Raw genomic sequence first — 14,550 nt, 5'->3', positions numbered from 1 at the left:
TTTCCAGCATCCTTCTACCGAAGGGCCCTCGGATGGGCCTCCACGTACACCTCGTGTAGGTGCTGGAGTGACATCCGGGTGTAGACCTGGGTGGTGGAGAGGCTGGCGTGCCCGAGCATCTCCTGCACGGTGCGGAGGTCGGCGCCCCTCTCCACCATGTGGGTCGCGGCCGAGTGGCGGAGCACGTGGGGCGAGATGCGGGTCCGGGGTATGCCCACCGCCTCCGCATGGGCGCGAACGATCCCGAAGACACCCTGGCGGCTCAGCCGCCCGCCGCGGGCGTTCACGAACAACGCGTCGTGATCCCTCCGGCTCCGGCACATCTCAAGCCGGTCGGGCAGGTAGGCGCCTATGGCCCGGCCGGCCGGCTTGCCCAGGAGTACGAGTCGTTGCTTGCCACCCTTGCCGGTGACCATGGCGCTCAGCGTGTCGATGTCCATATCGGTCAGATCGAGGTCGACCAGCTCGCTGACCCGGACCGCGGTGCCGTAGAGGGTTTCCAGTAGTGCCCGGTCGCGCCTTCCGAGCGCCGTGTCCGACGGCGGTGCCTCCACCAGCCGGATAGCCTCGTGGACATCGAGGGCCTTGGGGAAGCCCATCCGGGTCCTCGGTGTCTCGGTGAACCGGGTGGGGTCTTCCTGGGCCTGGTCCTCAGCCACCAGGAACCGGTGAAAGCCTCGCACCGCGGCCAGCCTCCGCGCGATGGTGGTGGAACGCATGCCATCCTGATGGAGGCAGGCCAGGAAATCGTCCACCAGTTCCGGCGCGGCGGATCGGTCACCCAGGAAGTCAAGGTAATGCTCCAGGTCGCGCCGGTAGGCGGTGATGGTGTTGTCGCTGAGACCCCGCTCCACCGACAGGACGGCCAGGTAGCCGTTCAGATGGCGCCGCATTACCCGGTTAGACGTAGCCGGGCTCCCGTTCACTCCCGAGGATCTCCGGCGCGGCTTCCCGGCCGAGGCGGTAGCGATCGGCGGCGGCGATGAAGCCGATGAACAGAGGATGCGGGTCGAGCGGTCGCGACTTGAGTTCCGGATGGGCTTGGGTGCCGATGAAGTAGGGATGAGAGGGCAGCTCGATGAACTCCACCAACTGTTCGTCGGGCGAGATGCCCGTCAGCGCCAGCCCTGCCTGTTCGAGGTCCTTGCGGTAGCGGTTGTTGACCTCGTACCGATGCCGGTGCCGCTCGTAGATCAACTCTGCTCCGTAGAGCCGGCGAACCAGGGAGTCCTCCCTGAGCCGGGCGGGGTAGACGCCCAGCCGCATGGTGCCGCCCTTGTCGGAGACGCCCTGCTGGCGCTCCATCAGGTCGATGACCGGATGGGGCGTCATGGGCTTGAACTCGGTGCTGTGGGCATCGCGGAGGCCGAGCACGTTGCGGGCGTACTCGATCACGGCGGCCTGGAGGCCCAGGCAGAGGCCAAGGAAGGGGATCCGGTTGGTACGGGCATGCGTCACGGCTCGTATCTTGCCCTCGATGCCCCTGATGCCGAATCCCCCGGGGACCAGGATGCCGTCCAGATCGTCCAGGTGGGAACTCCCGAACAGACCGTCGAGATCTTCGGCAGGGATCCATTGGATCTCGGCCCGTACACCGTTGGCGAGGCCGCCATGCCGTATGGCTTCCACCACGGACAGGTAGGCGTCGGGCAAGCCCGTGTACTTGCCGACCAGGCCGATCCTGACGGTGCGCTTGGCGGCCCTGGCGCGCTCGACCATCCGTTGCCAGTCGGCCAGGTCGGGCGCCGGCGCATCCAGGCCGAGCAGGTCGACGATGGCGTCATCGAGATCGTGATCCCGCAGGATGAGGGGCATCTCGTGGATGTCGCCCACATCCGGGGCGGGGATAACGGCGTCAGGATCGACATCGCAGAAGAGGGAGATCTTCTGGCGGACTCCGTCATCGATGGGTGTCTCCGAGCGGACCACGATGATGTCGGGACGGATGCCCCGGGATCGCAGATCGGCCACCGAGTGCTGGGTGGGCTTGGTCTTGAGCTCCTCGGTGGGACCGATCTGGGGAACCAGCGTGACATGGATGTGAACCACGTTGCGGGACCCGACATCGTTCCGGAACTGGCGGACCGCCTCGAGGAAGGGCAGGATCTCGATGTCACCCACCGTGCCGCCGATCTCGGCGATGACCATGTCCACGTCCTCCCGGTCCCCCAGGCGGCGAATGCGGTCCTTGATCTCGTTGGTTATGTGCGGGATTACCTGGACCGTGTCGCCCAGATAGTCACCCCTCCGCTCCTTGTTGAGCACCGCCAAGTAGACGGACCCGGTGGTGACGTTCGAGTCACGGCTCAGGCTCTGATCGGTGAAGCGCTCGTAGTGGCCGAGGTCCAGGTCGGTCTCCCCACCGTCGTTGGTCACGTAGACCTCGCCGTGCTGGAAGGGATTCATCGTGCCGGGGTCCACGTTGATGTAGGGGTCGAGCTTCTGGTTGACCACCCGAAGGCCGCGGGCCTTCATGAGGCGACCGAGGGAGGAGGCCGTGATCCCCTTGCCCAGGCTGGAGACCACCCCACCGGTCACGAACACGAACTTCGTCACCGGCACGACGCTACCACAAGAGACCATCGGGTCCGCGGTTCATCCGGGCGATGCGGGCCGTACTCACGCGGTCGGGACCGGCGCTCGCCTCGCCATGGCGAGGGAACGGAGCTCGCGGGCATGATGGTGGCCCCGCTCCGAGTCGGCCAGCCCGGAGAGCATCCGGGACAGCTCGCGGAGTCGGGCATCCTCCTCGACCAGCCGCACCCCGGCGCGGGGGCCTTCCCGTTCCACCACGATGTGCGTGTCGGCAAAGGCCGCCACCTGGGGGAGGTGGCTGACGCAGAGGGTCTGGCGGTCCTCGGACAAGTGGGCCAGCTTGGAACCCATTGCCAGGGCGGTCGTCCCTCCGACCCCGGAGTCGATCTCGTCGAAGGCCACGACCCGGGCGGCGCCGGTCCCGGAAGCCAGCCGCAGGGCCAGGACCAGGCGGCTCAACTCTCCCCCCGATGCAACCTTGCCCACCGGGCCGGGGGCGAGCCGGGAGTCGGATGCGAACAGCAACTCCACGGTGTCGGCCCCGAACGCCCGCGGCTCGGCCTCCCCGATCTTGACCCGCAGCACCGGATCGCTGATCCCGAGCTCACGCAAGTGCCCGCAGGCGCTCTCGGCGATCCGGGCGGAGGCGTCCCGGCGAGCCTGCCGGAGTTCTCGCCCGGCCTCGAACAGGTGGCCACTGGCCGTGGCATGTTCCGCGTCCAGCTGGGACGCCCGTTCCACCAGGCCCTCGATCTCCGCCAGGCGGGTCTGAGCCCGGCGCCGGAAGGTGAGTATCTCCTCGATGTCCGATCCGTACTTGCGGCGCAGGTCGCCCAGCAGGTTCAGGCGCTGGTTGACGCGGGCCAGCGCCCCGGGGTCCGGCTCGGTCGCTTCCCATGCCTCCCTCGTAACGCTCAGGGTGTCGGTGAGGGTGGCCTCGAGGCTCTCTACGAGTTCGGCGAGAGGGCCCCGGGCCGGATCGAGGTCCCGAACCCGCCGGCCCGCATCCACCACCGGGCCGACGCGGTCGCGGGCCGCGCTCAGGTCCCGGTGTGCCTCCGCCAGGAGCTCGGCCACCTCCTCGGCGTTTCCGAGCCTTTTCGACTCCATCTCCAACTCTTCGTCCTCGCCGGGCCGGAAGTCGGCCCGATCGATCTCGCCGACCTGGTAGGCCAGCAGATCCATCTCGCGTGCCAGCGCCCGCGTGCCCCCACCCAGTTCCGCCCGGAGGGCCTGCACTTCGCGGAGCGCCCGCCAGGCGTCCCGGTAGTCGTCCAGGACGAGGCCGGATCGGAGCCGGAGATCGATCAGAGCGCGGACCGTCCGTGAACGGGTGAGAGAGATCGGATCGTGCTGGCCCACGATCTCCACCTCCCCTCCGAGCCTCTCGGACAGTGCTCGGGCCGGGACCATGCGGCCGTCGAGGTAGGCGCGGCTTCCTCCCGGGTGTATCGAGCGGGCGACGACCACCTCCTCCCCGTCGAGGAAGAACCTGCCCTCGACCCGCGTCTCCTCACCGTGCGGCCCGATGAGCGCGGAACGGGCGGGAGCCCCGGTGAGCATCCGGAGGGCGCCCAGCATCAGGGTCTTACCTGCTCCGGTCTCGCCGCTCACCACCACCATTCCGGGCGTGAACCCCACCCGGGCGGTATCGATGATCCCGAGGTTTTGGACCGACAGCTCGTCAAGCACGGGTCAGGCCAGCGAGAACTTCTGCTTCACGGATGCCGGGAAGGAGCGCTCGGCGAAGCGGGCGAACGTCACGTGACCGGCGCCCTCGACCTCGATCCAGTCACCCGGACGCATGATGGCGACCTCCCTGCCGTCAACGCCCACCCCCGCCGGGCGGTCCTCCATGACCTCGAAACGGAGCCTGTGATGCGGCGGGAACACCATGGCTCGGGAGAATAGGTAATGGGGTGCGACCGGTGTCATCACCATCACCTCCAGCGCCGGGTCGATGAGCGGCCCCCCGGCAGAGAGGTTGTAGGCGGTGGAGCCGGTTGCGGTCGCCACCACCACCCCGTCGGCCGGGTAGTTGATGAAGGGCTCCCCGTCTATCGAGATGGCGAGGCGGACGGTCCGCTGGTTCTCTACCTTCTCCACCACCACGTCGTTGAGGCCGATCGTGGGAGGGGCGCCGTTGATGGAGGCGGCCAGCAACATCCGCTCCGACGTGAGCCACGCGCCGGCCGCCATCCGGTCCAGGAATGCCGGAAGATCGTCGGGTAGGGCTTCCGCCAGGTAGCCCAGGCGCCCGTCGTTGATCCCGCAGACCGGTGCCCCGCTGCCCCTCCCCAGCCGTACCGCCTTCAGAACCGTTCCGTCGCCTCCGATGGCCACCACGAGGTCGAGGCCGTCCCTCCCGCCGAAGGAGGTCGAGGCCACGCCGATGAGGTCGGCGGCGTCCGGCGCCGCCACCACCTCGACTCCCCGGTCGCCGAGGGCGGCCACGAGGGCCCTAGTCCAGGCCACCGTGTGGCCCTGGCGGATGTGAGGGACCAGCGCGATCCTCATCGGAGGCCCTTCACGGCCCTCTCCAGGTCGATGACCATGGGACCCTGGCGGAACCATCCCAGGACCTCTCGGTTCCCGTTGGCCCCCTCGAGGGGCGAACGGAGTAGGCCGACCGTTCCCAGGCCGCGTGCGGACAGTCCGGTGACGGTGGCGGCGACCGTCCGGTCCCACAGCGCCGGGTCGCGCAGCACGCCCCGCCGGTCGACCGAGCCGGGTCCGGCCTCGAACTGGGGCTTGACCAGCAGGATGTAGTGGCTGCCGGTGTTCCCTAGACCCACCAGTGCCGGAGCGATCGTCAGGAGCGAGATGAAGGAGACGTCGGCGACGATCACACCGAAGGGGGCCCCGAGGTGATCGGGGTCGGCGTGACGAATGTTGGTCCGTTCCACGACCGTGACCCGGGGGTCATCGCGGAGATACTCGTGCAGCTGCCCGTATCCGACATCGACCGCCACCACCCGCGCTGCGCCGTGTTCCAGCAGGCACTGGGTGAAGCCCCCGGTGGAAGCACCCACGTCGACGGCGTCGAGCCCCGCAACGTCCACATCGAACTCCTCCAGGGCGGCCTCCAGCTTGAGCCCGCCCCGGCTGACATAGCGTGGCGGGGACGCAGCCCAGCGCAGCGGGGTGCCCTTGCTCACCAGGGTGGCAGGCTTCGGCAGCGGTATGCCGGCCACGATCACCCTCCCCTCCCGGATCGCCCGGGCGGCCGCGCTCCGCGAGCCGACCAGCCGGCGCCGGACCATCTCGACGTCCAATCGCTGCATCATTCCCCGGTCTGGTGGGTCGCGTGGCCGGAGTCGGCCAGCAGGTCGTCGAGCACCCGGCGAGCCTCCGGAGCGTCGGCACCCCCCAAACGGGCCTCTAGGAGCTCGGCCAGCGCGGCGGCCGGACCTGCTAGCCGGTCGGCCTCCAACCCCTCTACCGCGCGCACGTAGGCCTCGATGGTGGCTTCAGCGGGCGGTTGGCCCTCCGGCCCCGGATGGGTGGGATGCTCGGGAGCTTGGCTCATGCTCCTAATTATTGCGCGTCACGCCGGGATTGCTACCCCGGTAGCCGGTGGCCGGCCTGCGTACCAGACCTCACCCTCCTAGTGTGGGCTGCGCATGCAGTCAGGCACACCCAATCGGAAGCCGACCGGATGATCCCGATCCGCGATCTGAACCCCGGTCTCAGGCGACCCGTGGTCTCCCTGTTGTTGATCGCATCCGTGGTGGCGGTCTATTTCCTGATCCAACCGGCGGACCCGGTCGACGAGTACGAGTTCCTGGTAGAGCAGGCGGCCATCGGGTGCGAGATCAGCACCAACGAGGCCGTCTCTCTGGAGGAGATCCGATCCGAGCTGTGCGTCGCCGGAGATGGCAATCCGGTCTTCCCGGAGAAGTCCGTGCCGCTCAGCGTGCTGGTATCCATCTTCCTGCACGGCGGTCTGGCCCATCTGATCGGCAACGTCTGGAGCCTCTGGCTGTTCGGCAACAACGTCGAGGACGCCTACGGTCGGGGCGGCTACCTGCTGCTCTACCTGCTATCGGGCGTCGTGGCCACCTTCGGCTTCGTGGTGCTGAATCCGGACTCCACGGCCCCCCTGGTCGGTGCCTCCGGCGCTATCGCCGGGGTGATGGGGGCCTACTTCGTGTTGTTCCCCGGGGCACGGGTACTGAGCATCATCCCGCCGATCTTCATCCCCTTCCGCATGCCGGCCGCCCTGTTCCTGCTGCTCTGGCTGGGGGCCCAGTTCCTCCTGGCCGGGGGTACATCGGCAATCGCGTGGGAAGCCCACGTGGCGGGATTCCTCTTCGGGATGGTGGTGACGCTGTTGTTCCGGCGGGGGCTGACCGCCCGCCTGGCCGAGAGGAGAGATGCGGCCGGCTTCGCCTGAGGATCAGAGGCCCAGCCGGGCCAGCAGGTCGTACATGGTCGGGGTGAGCGGCCACGACCTCAGGTCCTCCAGCGGCACGAAGGCGACGTCGGCGGCGTCGTCTCCGGCCCGGAGTTCCCCGCCGGTCACCTTGGCGGTGAAGTCCACCAGGACGACGTGGTGCTCGGGAGGTTCCGAGGCGCCGAGGGACTCTCCGGTCCAGACCACCTCGCCCAGCGCCACCTCGAGGCCGGTCTCCTCCATCACCTCGCGGACCGCGGCGTCGGTGAGGCGCTCGCCGTAGCGGACCTTGCCCCCGGGTATGGCCCACGAGCCGGCCAGGATGCCCCTGCCCCGCTCCACGAGCAGCATCCGGCCCTGCTCGATCACCACCACACCCACACCGACGAGCGGTGATGGCCGGTCGGTCACGACTCGGCCGGGGGCAGGAACTGGGCCCGGATGCGGCGCCCGCCGTCACCCAGGTCGCTGTGATGCATGATGATCGACCGGGCTGCGAAGCCCCCCGCTTCGAAGAAGTTCTTGGCGAGGCGGTGGCCGGGTAGGACATGGGAGTCGAAGAGTTGGTGGCCGGTGCTGCGGAACTCCTCCATGAGAGTGTCGCGCATCACCTCCCCCACCCCGACCCCGCGGGCATCCTGCTCCACGAAGACCATGCGTATGGCGGCCACCCGCACCCCCGCCTCGTGGACGAGCAGCTCCCGGGACCGGCCCAGGATGAAGCCGAGCGGGTATCCGTCTATCTCACCGAGGTAGATACGGGTGCCCGAGTCGCCAAGGCAGGCTAGAAACGCCTCATCGACGGGCTCGTCCAAGCCGTCGGCTCTGGGCCACATCGGGTGTATGGCGCTCATCTCCGCCTCCAGCTTGCGATAGAGGTCGACCAGGAAGACCACGTCCGGGGCATCGGCGCGCCGGGCGGTGACCGAGATATCCATGCCACAGACGGTAGCCAGACCGGAAGGCTCCGTTGCCGGCCTGCTCTATCAGGCGCAGTCGCGACAGAGGGCGTCAGCAGCCAGCTGCACCTTCTTGAGGCGCAGGAAGCACGAGCGGCAGACGAACTCGTCGCCCCGCATCTGCTCCGCCTCGATGTCGAGGTTCATCTCGGAGCGGCGGATTTCCCGTATCTCGCTGGTCTCGTCGACGAGCATGGTGGCCGACTCGGTAGCCTCGACAGTCTCCAACTCCTCGGCCTCGAGGGCGTCGAGTTCGACAACGCCGTTGCCGTTCTCGTCATCGTTGTCCTCGTGGCCGGCATGGTGGCCGCGGTTCTCGTTAGCCAGGTCGTCGCCGCCTTCCCCTTCGAACGGATCTCGGATGGCGTCATCCAATCCTCGATTCCCGCTGTCTGATCGCGGCGAGAGTATACGCATCCCGTCCCGGTCTGCGAACGGACGGTGGTTTCAGATCATCAATCGGAGGCCACCGGCCTCAAGCCGGACCAGGAGCGGCGTCCGGCCGATGGGTTCCCCGTCCACTTCCACCGGCCAGGGTGGGTCGGTCTCTATCCGCGCCTCGGGGGTCACGAACCGCCGGACACCCGGGTCGGCGAGGTGATCTCCGCCTCTGGCCTTCCGCATCAGGGCAGCCACCTCCCTCCTCCGGCTGGTGATGACCTGGACGTCGAGCAGCCCGTCGACCATGGAGGCTCGGGGGGCGATGTTGAAGCCACCACCGAAGAACTGGGCGTTGGCCACCACCACGGTCAGGGCCGGGCCGGAGAACTCCCGCCTGCCGGCCTCGACGCGAGCGTCGATCCTGCGCCAGGAGGGCAGGGATGCGGCAACCGCCGCGACGTAGCGAAACGAGCCCAACCGTCCCGGTATGCGTTGGGCGGTCTTGGCGGCATGGGCCGTGGCGCCGGCGCTGGCCACGTTGAGGAAGTACCTCCGGCCCCACTCGCCTATCGCCAGACCGACGTCCACCGGATACGGCGTCCCCTCGACCAGCCGGGCGGCGGCCGAGTCGAGACCGGGCCCGATCCCGAAGGTGCGGAGCAGGTCGCAGCCCGTACCGGTCGGGAGTATGCCCAGTAAGGGCGCCGCCTTCCATCCGTGAGCCATGATCTCGTTGAGCACTGCATTGACCGTCCCATCACCACCCACCGCCACCAGGCGCCGCCGGTCGGCGGCGGCGGCGGCCCTGACGGCGCCCCTGAGCGCGGTCAGCCCATCCACCTCCAGGACTTCGGCGGGCACCGAATGGGACCTGAGGGCAGCCAGGGCGTCGGCCTCGGCCGAGCGGCCGCGGCCGGCGTGCGGGTTCACCAGCACCAGCCATGGGGTCATATCACGCCGCCGGCGGTGACGATTCCCCGATCGATACCGGAGCGGGCCCGGCCTGCCGCCCGCTCGAGTTCGCCCTTACCCAGAACACGCGCCGCGTCGCCCACCTGGCGCAGGAGGTCCAGAACAGACCGGGTGGTACGGACGAAGTCCCCGGCGGCCAGCGAGCCCTCGTCGAGGAGCTCCTCGAGGTCGATCCGGAGCGCCCAGGCGTAGGCGAGCCACGCGAACCCGGGATGGGGGAAGCGGGTCACCGGCAGGCGAAGGCGTTCCTCGGCAGCGGCGAGGTCCTCCGCCAGCTCCACCAACCGGCTCCAAGCATCCTCGAGTGGCTCCGTGGGCAATCCTTCCGGCTCCTCGGCGTCGCGTCGCGGCTCGTAGACGAAGGCCGATAGCAGGGCCGCCAGTTCCGGCGCGCGCAGCTCGTCGAGAATCCCGCTGCGTATCGCCTCCACGAGGAGAAGGCCCGAGTCGTTGTAGACCACGCGGAGCGTCTCCCCTCCGGGTTCGAGCGTCCAGTCCCGGATGTGCCCTCGTTGCTCCAGGAGCCGCCGGGACCGGTCGAACCTCTCCAGGAGGGTGCTCCGGCGAGGCGACCTGCGGCCGGGCCCGTTCCCGCGTGGCCGGCCTTTCAGCCGCCGGTCCTGGAACTCCGCGAACGATGCAGCGAGGAGCCGCTCGGCCTGGCGGCGGGAGTAGTTGGCCACCAGGTTGACCAGCATGTTGTAGGTCGGGCGGAAGCTGGACCGCAGGGGATGGCTGCCGAGCCGGGCGATCGACGCCATCCGCTCGAACGGCACGAAGGGCGAGTGCAGCACCACGCCGTGGCCCACCGTGTCGATGCCCCGGCGTCCGGCCCGGCCGGTCAACTGGGTGAACTCCCCGGGGAGCAGCAGCTCGTGAGTCTCGCCGGTGAACCTCGACAGGCGGTCGAGTACGACGGTCCGGGCGGGCATGTTGATGCCCAGGGCCAGGGTCTCGGTGGCGAACACCACCTTGATCAGCCCATCGCAGAAGAGTTGCTCGACCACCTCCTTGAAGGCCGGCACGAGGCCGGCATGGTGGGCCGCCACTCCCCGCTCGAGCCTCGCCAGCCACCGGTCGTGTCCCAGGGTGCGCAGGTCGGACCAGTCGAGGTGGGCGGTTCCCTGCTCGGCCCGGCGCCGGATCTCGTCCCGTTCGGCGTCATCGGTGAGCCGGATACCGGCGGCGACCGTCCGGTCGGCAGCGTCGTCACACCCGGCTCTCGAGAACAGGAAGTAGATGGCCGGGAGCAGGTCGAGAAAGGCGAGATGCTCCACCACCGATGTCCGTCTGGGGGTCGAGAAGCGGCGGCGGCGGCCACCTCGCCGGGCCAGGAGGCGGGGAATGGCGGCGTTGGGCTTCATCCCACCGGACGTCTCCATGTAGAGCGGCAGGAGATGGACCTCCCGCTCGAAGCGATCCCAGACCGACCACCACCGTTCGAGGCGTACCGGCCGGTGCTCCTCGACCACCAACTCGGTGGGTCCCCGCCGGGTGCGTAACCAGTCGGTGAACTCGGCCGCGTTGGAGACCGTCGCCGACAGGCAAACCAACCGGATGTGGGGCGGAGCGTGGATGATCACCTCCTCCCATACCGCGCCGCGGAACCGGTCTTGGAGGTAGTGAACCTCGTCGAGGACCACCGTGTCGACCATGGACAGGTCCGATCCGGAGTAGATCATGTTGCGCAGCACCTCAGTGGTCATCACCACAACGGGTGCGTCGCGGTTGATGGTGTTGTCGCCGGTCAGGAGCCCGACCTGGTCGCTTCCATGGATGGCGCCGAAGTCTCGGAACTTCTGGTTGGACAGCGCCTTGAGGGGCGTCGTGTAGAACACGCGGCGCCGGTTGGCCAGGCTGAGATGGATGGCCGCTTCGGCGATCAGGGTCTTACCGGCGCCGGTTGGGGCCGTCACCACCACCGACCGACCCATCTCCACCATCTCGGCGGCCAGCACCTGATAGGGATCCGCCGTGAAGGGAAGGGAGTCGAAGAAGGTGTGAACCCTCATTTCTTCAGGGTCAGGCGGATCAACCAGATGGTGGCCTCGTAGAACAGGTAGAGCGGGGTCGAGAGCAGCAGGAGCGTGACCGGGTCGCCGGTGGGGCTGACCGCGGCCCCCACCACCACGATGATGAGTACCGCCCAGCGCCGACCGGCAGCCAACTTGTCGGAGGTCACCACGCCGGCCGCAGCGGCGCCGTACAGGAACACCGGGAACTGGAACGAGATGCCGAACAGCAGCAGGAAGCGGATCACGAAGCGGGTGTAGAGCTCGACTGTCCAGAGATTCTCCAGGTCCTCGAAGATCGACACGAGGAACGCGACCGCCCGGGGAAGGCTCCAGTAGGCGAATCCGACCCCGAGGCAGAACAGGGTGACCAGCGCCGCCACCACGGGGAACGCCCACTTGCGTTCCCTCTGGGTGAGGCCCGGGTTGATGAAGCACCACGCCTGGTAGGCGATCACGGGGCTGGCCAGGACCGTCCCGCCGAAGAGCGCCATGCGCATGGCGATCGAGAACTGGTCGGTGGGGCCGGTCACCACCAGATCCCGGCCCGCTACCTCGCTGTAGGAGCTCTGCAGGAGATAGAGCATCTGGTTGCGGAAGAAGAAGGCAACCACGGTGGCGACTCCGACCGCTATGAAGGTCTTGACGAGGCGTGACCGGAGCTCCGTCAGGTGCCCCATCAACGGCTGGCCGGACGGATCGGCTCCTTCCGTCATTCGCCCTTGTCCGGTGGCTCGTCCCCGTCATGGCCGGCCGGCGTGTCCGCGACCTGGTCGCCCTCCCCTGCCGGAGGGTTCTCGGCCGACACGTCCTGCCTGTTCTCCGGAGGAGGGCCGGACGCCTCGGGCGCCACCACATTCTCGGGCATCGGATCGTCCAAGCCCTCCCACACTTCGCTCGGCGACACGCCGACCCGGGGTTCAGGGGCCACCCATCGCGCCTCCGGCACCTCCGGGCCGGAAGTGGCCTCGTCCGGGGCGGTTCGGCCGGCGTCCTTCACAGATCGCCGTATGTCCCGTTCAACCGAGGCGGCTGCATCGGCGGTCTCGGCCAGGGTGCGCTTCACGTCGCTGGCCCCCTCGGTGAGTTCTTGGCGGAGGTCCTTGATCGGCTCGCGCATCGGAGCGACCTCCCGCTCGATTCCTTCGCGAAGGTCTCTCACCGCCTCCCGGAGCTCGCGGACGTATCTGCCGATGGTGCGGGCTATCTCGGGCAGGCGGTTCGGTCCGAAGACCACCAGGGCCACCACGGCGATGGTGAGTATCTCGAGACCGCTGAACGTGTCGAACACGATCCCATGGTACCGGCGCACGCCTAGCCCGCCCCACCGCGGCTCAGGCTAGGGAGACCTCGTATCGGGCCAGGATCGCCTCGCGCAGGCGTTCGGTCTCCTCCCGGACTTCCCGGCCCTCGATCAAGCGGGCCTGGTCGCCCAGCCGGAGCAGCAGGCGGGCTCCCACCCGCGCGTCGGACATGGCGAAGCGGATGACCATCTCCTCGCCCGTGTCCTCCAGGACCTCGACCGGGTAGTACTCGGCCACCCACCTGGCGCCGGGTCCCAGGGCAAGCCGGGCGTAGATAGCGTCAGCGGACGGGGTGTAGTCGACGTTCGTGGGAGCAAGCGGGCGGGCGGGGGGTTCGAAGACGTCCCCCGACGCCTCCACCGACCGGATCCTGTCCACTCGGAACAGGCGGCGGTCACCGGCCAGACGGCAGTGCGCCAGGAGGTACCAGCTTCCCATCGAGGCATGGACCATCAGCGGTTCGATGGCTCGAACCGTGGTCCGGTTGGTGCTCAGCGAAAGGTAGGTGATGGTCAGCACGGTTCCGTCACGGGCGGCCCGGCGCAAAGTGCCGAGATGGGCGGGTTCGGGAGGCAACTCGGCCGCGATGACCGTGGCGGCCTCCGGGAAGAGGGCGCCGGTCAGCTTCTCCACCGCCCTCGCCAGCGCCTCGTCTCCCTGGGAGGTGCCGGCCACCGCCAGCCCGGCGCTCAGCAGACCCAAGGCCTCATGGGGTGTGAGCCGGAGGGGCCGGGAGAAGTAATCGGCCATGTCGAGAACCACCTCGTCCCCGTCCATGTACGCCACCATCAGGTCACCGGGGCCGTAGCCGGGTAGCCCGCAACAGAAGAGCAGGTTGAGATCGTCGGCGAGTTGCGGACGGCTCTCGTATCCGAACCGCTCCATGACCTCGGTGACGGTCGGATACGGGTTGGCCAGCGCCCACGGAACCAGGGCCAGGATCCGCGCCAACCTCTGCCGGGTCCGAGAGGCCGTCACCGGCCGGCCACCAGCCGCCGGACCATCTCGGCGCGAAGCTCCGGCGGGTCGAGGATCACCGCCCCGTCATCGAGGTGTATGACCATGTCGAGCAGCGAGTCGCTCGTGTAGGGGATGTCCAGAATCGTTCCACCCGCATCGCTCTGCCCCACGGTCCTGGCATCGGGGAACCGGTTCTCGACCCACCAGGCAATGCCGGCATCGCACTCGATCAGGGCACGTTTCGGCGCCTGTTGCTCCCAAGGCAGCGCGGACAGGATGTCCCGGGCGCTGTAACCCTCGGGCCGCGGGAACGCGTCCGGTTCTCCCACCAGCTCGAGCCGCTGCGCCCGATCGAGCCGGTAGGTCCGAATGGCGCCGGCCTTTTCCGGCTCGACACCGGCGAAGTACCAGTGGCCCCGCCGATGGTGCATGCCATAGGCGCACAGGCTGCGCGACCGGCCCCGATAGAGGAATCGAATTAGGCGGCGCTCCAGCACCGCCTGGAAGATCAGACCCAAGTGCTCGCTGCCCAGGCCCAGGTCGGCGCCCACCGGTGTGTCCGTGTCGGACAGCCGCGCTCCTCCCAGCTTGAGCAGGCCGTTGGCGCCCGACGGCCAGCCGCCGGAACGCACCATGTGGACCGCGAGGGCCAAAGCGGTCCGTTCCTCGTCAGTGAGTCCCGGCTCGATGGTCCGGTAGTTGCTCTCGGGGACCACGTAACCCCACTCGACCTCCCAGGCGTCGGTGGCTTCCTGCTCGAGCTCGATCCCCAACTCGCGGAGGCTGGCCTTGTCGCGCTCGAACTTGCGATGGAAGGCCTGGTCGGAGAGGTTCTCGTACCCGGCCACCGTGTTCCGGATCTGGTCGGCGGTAACGGGACGCGGGGAGTCGACCAGATATGCCAGCAGATTGATCAGGCGCTCGACGACGGTGCTCATGGTCTGCCAAATGTACAGATGTCGATGCCCGGCCGTCGGCGATAGTGGTCTGTCTGCGGAACAACCGGGTGTTCTGGCGGTCATCGGTGTCCC

At 68.5% G+C, this 14,550-nt stretch carries 16 protein-coding genes; 1 reads left to right on the top strand and 15 read right to left on the bottom strand.

Features of this window, described 5'->3' with window-relative positions; genetic code table 11:
- Positions 1 to 14: 14 nt before the first annotated feature.
- From OXK16_07930 to OXK16_07905, 6 genes are all read right to left on the bottom strand, one after another.
- Positions 15 to 893: a site-specific tyrosine recombinase XerD gene (locus OXK16_07930; protein MDE0375873.1), complete on the bottom strand. Its 879-nt coding sequence runs from the start codon at positions 891 to 893 to the stop codon at positions 15 to 17.
- Positions 894 to 900: 7 nt separating this feature from the next.
- A complete protein-coding gene (locus OXK16_07925) occupies positions 901 to 2,556 on the bottom strand; it encodes a CTP synthase (GenBank protein ID MDE0375872.1) in 1,656 nt (551 codons plus the stop codon).
- Positions 2,557 to 2,619: 63 nt separating this feature from the next.
- Positions 2,620 to 4,227, bottom strand: a complete 1,608-nt coding sequence (locus OXK16_07920) for a hypothetical protein (GenBank protein MDE0375871.1) — start codon at positions 4,225 to 4,227, stop codon at positions 2,620 to 2,622.
- 3 nt (positions 4,228 to 4,230) lie between these two features.
- Positions 4,231 to 5,052: an NAD(+)/NADH kinase gene (locus tag OXK16_07915; protein MDE0375870.1), complete on the bottom strand. Its 822-nt coding sequence runs from the start codon at positions 5,050 to 5,052 to the stop codon at positions 4,231 to 4,233.
- Positions 5,049 to 5,822, bottom strand: coding sequence for a TlyA family RNA methyltransferase (locus tag OXK16_07910; GenBank protein ID MDE0375869.1), 774 nt, complete (start codon positions 5,820 to 5,822; stop codon positions 5,049 to 5,051). The genes OXK16_07915 and OXK16_07910 overlap by 4 nt, the downstream gene beginning before the upstream one ends.
- Positions 5,819 to 6,064, bottom strand: coding sequence for a hypothetical protein (locus tag OXK16_07905; GenBank protein ID MDE0375868.1), 246 nt, complete (start codon positions 6,062 to 6,064; stop codon positions 5,819 to 5,821). The genes OXK16_07910 and OXK16_07905 overlap by 4 nt, the downstream gene beginning before the upstream one ends.
- Before the next feature lie 129 nt (positions 6,065 to 6,193).
- Between OXK16_07905 and OXK16_07900 the strand changes: the two genes are divergently transcribed.
- On the top strand, positions 6,194 to 6,931 hold the full coding sequence (locus OXK16_07900) for a rhomboid family intramembrane serine protease (GenBank protein ID MDE0375867.1): 738 nt from the start codon (positions 6,194 to 6,196) through the stop codon (positions 6,929 to 6,931).
- A 3-nt stretch (positions 6,932 to 6,934) separates the two neighbouring features.
- On the opposite strand, the gene OXK16_07895 is transcribed toward OXK16_07900, so the two are convergent.
- From OXK16_07895 to OXK16_07855, 9 genes are all read right to left on the bottom strand, one after another.
- Positions 6,935 to 7,342: an NUDIX domain-containing protein gene (locus OXK16_07895; protein MDE0375866.1), complete on the bottom strand. Its 408-nt coding sequence runs from the start codon at positions 7,340 to 7,342 to the stop codon at positions 6,935 to 6,937.
- Positions 7,339 to 7,869 carry a GNAT family N-acetyltransferase gene (locus OXK16_07890; protein MDE0375865.1) on the bottom strand — a complete coding sequence of 177 codons (531 nt, stop codon included), beginning with the start codon at positions 7,867 to 7,869 and terminating at the stop codon, positions 7,339 to 7,341. The genes OXK16_07895 and OXK16_07890 overlap by 4 nt, the downstream gene beginning before the upstream one ends.
- 48 nt (positions 7,870 to 7,917) lie before the next feature.
- Complete coding sequence (locus OXK16_07885) at positions 7,918 to 8,265, bottom strand: DUF4193 family protein (protein ID MDE0375864.1); 348 nt, start codon at positions 8,263 to 8,265, stop codon at positions 7,918 to 7,920.
- A 72-nt stretch (positions 8,266 to 8,337) separates the two neighbouring features.
- On the bottom strand, positions 8,338 to 9,222 hold the full coding sequence (locus OXK16_07880) for a diacylglycerol kinase family protein (GenBank protein MDE0375863.1): 885 nt from the start codon (positions 9,220 to 9,222) through the stop codon (positions 8,338 to 8,340).
- Complete coding sequence (locus tag OXK16_07875; protein MDE0375862.1) at positions 9,219 to 11,255, bottom strand: DEAD/DEAH box helicase; 2,037 nt, start codon at positions 11,253 to 11,255, stop codon at positions 9,219 to 9,221. Before OXK16_07875 ends, OXK16_07880 begins: the two co-directional genes overlap by 4 nt.
- Positions 11,252 to 11,971, bottom strand: a complete 720-nt coding sequence (gene tatC / locus OXK16_07870; GenBank protein ID MDE0375861.1) for a twin-arginine translocase subunit TatC — start codon at positions 11,969 to 11,971, stop codon at positions 11,252 to 11,254. The genes OXK16_07875 and tatC overlap by 4 nt, the downstream gene beginning before the upstream one ends.
- Positions 11,968 to 12,546 (bottom strand): twin-arginine translocase TatA/TatE family subunit, encoded by a 579-nt coding sequence (locus tag OXK16_07865; GenBank protein MDE0375860.1) that lies wholly within the window; start codon positions 12,544 to 12,546, stop codon positions 11,968 to 11,970. Before OXK16_07865 ends, tatC begins: the two co-directional genes overlap by 4 nt.
- 43 nt (positions 12,547 to 12,589) lie before the next feature.
- Positions 12,590 to 13,537, bottom strand: coding sequence for a WYL domain-containing protein (locus OXK16_07860; protein ID MDE0375859.1), 948 nt, complete (start codon positions 13,535 to 13,537; stop codon positions 12,590 to 12,592).
- Complete coding sequence (locus tag OXK16_07855) at positions 13,534 to 14,457, bottom strand: WYL domain-containing protein (GenBank protein MDE0375858.1); 924 nt, start codon at positions 14,455 to 14,457, stop codon at positions 13,534 to 13,536. Before OXK16_07855 ends, OXK16_07860 begins: the two co-directional genes overlap by 4 nt.
- Between the last annotated feature and the right edge of the window lie 93 nt (positions 14,458 to 14,550).

The sequence above is a fragment of the bacterium genome (genome assembly GCA_028821235.1).
GTDB lineage: Bacteria > Actinomycetota > Acidimicrobiia > Spongiisociales > Spongiisociaceae > Spongiisocius.
Note: the sequence above shows the minus strand (reverse complement) of the source record. Positions and strands in the feature narration are given on the sequence as shown.

Excerpts from the sequence above, each read along its gene's own strand:
- OXK16_07930 (MDE0375873.1), bottom strand. The coding sequence starts at position 893 with ATGCGGCGCCATCTGAACGGCTACCTGGCCGTCCTGTCGGTGGAGCGG.
- OXK16_07915 (MDE0375870.1), bottom strand. The coding sequence starts at position 5,052 with ATGAGGATCGCGCTGGTCCCTCACATCCGCCAGGGCCACACGGTGGCC.
- OXK16_07910 (MDE0375869.1), bottom strand. The coding sequence starts at position 5,822 with ATGATGCAGCGATTGGACGTCGAGATGGTCCGGCGCCGGCTGGTCGGC.
- OXK16_07905 (MDE0375868.1), bottom strand. The coding sequence starts at position 6,064 with ATGAGCCAAGCTCCCGAGCATCCCACCCATCCGGGGCCGGAGGGCCAA.
- OXK16_07900 (MDE0375867.1), top strand. The coding sequence starts at position 6,194 with ATGATCCCGATCCGCGATCTGAACCCCGGTCTCAGGCGACCCGTGGTC.
- OXK16_07890 (MDE0375865.1), bottom strand. The coding sequence starts at position 7,869 with ATGGATATCTCGGTCACCGCCCGGCGCGCCGATGCCCCGGACGTGGTC.
- OXK16_07880 (MDE0375863.1), bottom strand. The coding sequence starts at position 9,222 with ATGACCCCATGGCTGGTGCTGGTGAACCCGCACGCCGGCCGCGGCCGC.
- OXK16_07875 (MDE0375862.1), bottom strand. The coding sequence starts at position 11,255 with ATGAGGGTTCACACCTTCTTCGACTCCCTTCCCTTCACGGCGGATCCC.
- tatC (MDE0375861.1), bottom strand. The coding sequence starts at position 11,971 with ATGACGGAAGGAGCCGATCCGTCCGGCCAGCCGTTGATGGGGCACCTG.
- OXK16_07855 (MDE0375858.1), bottom strand. The coding sequence starts at position 14,457 with ATGAGCACCGTCGTCGAGCGCCTGATCAATCTGCTGGCATATCTGGTC.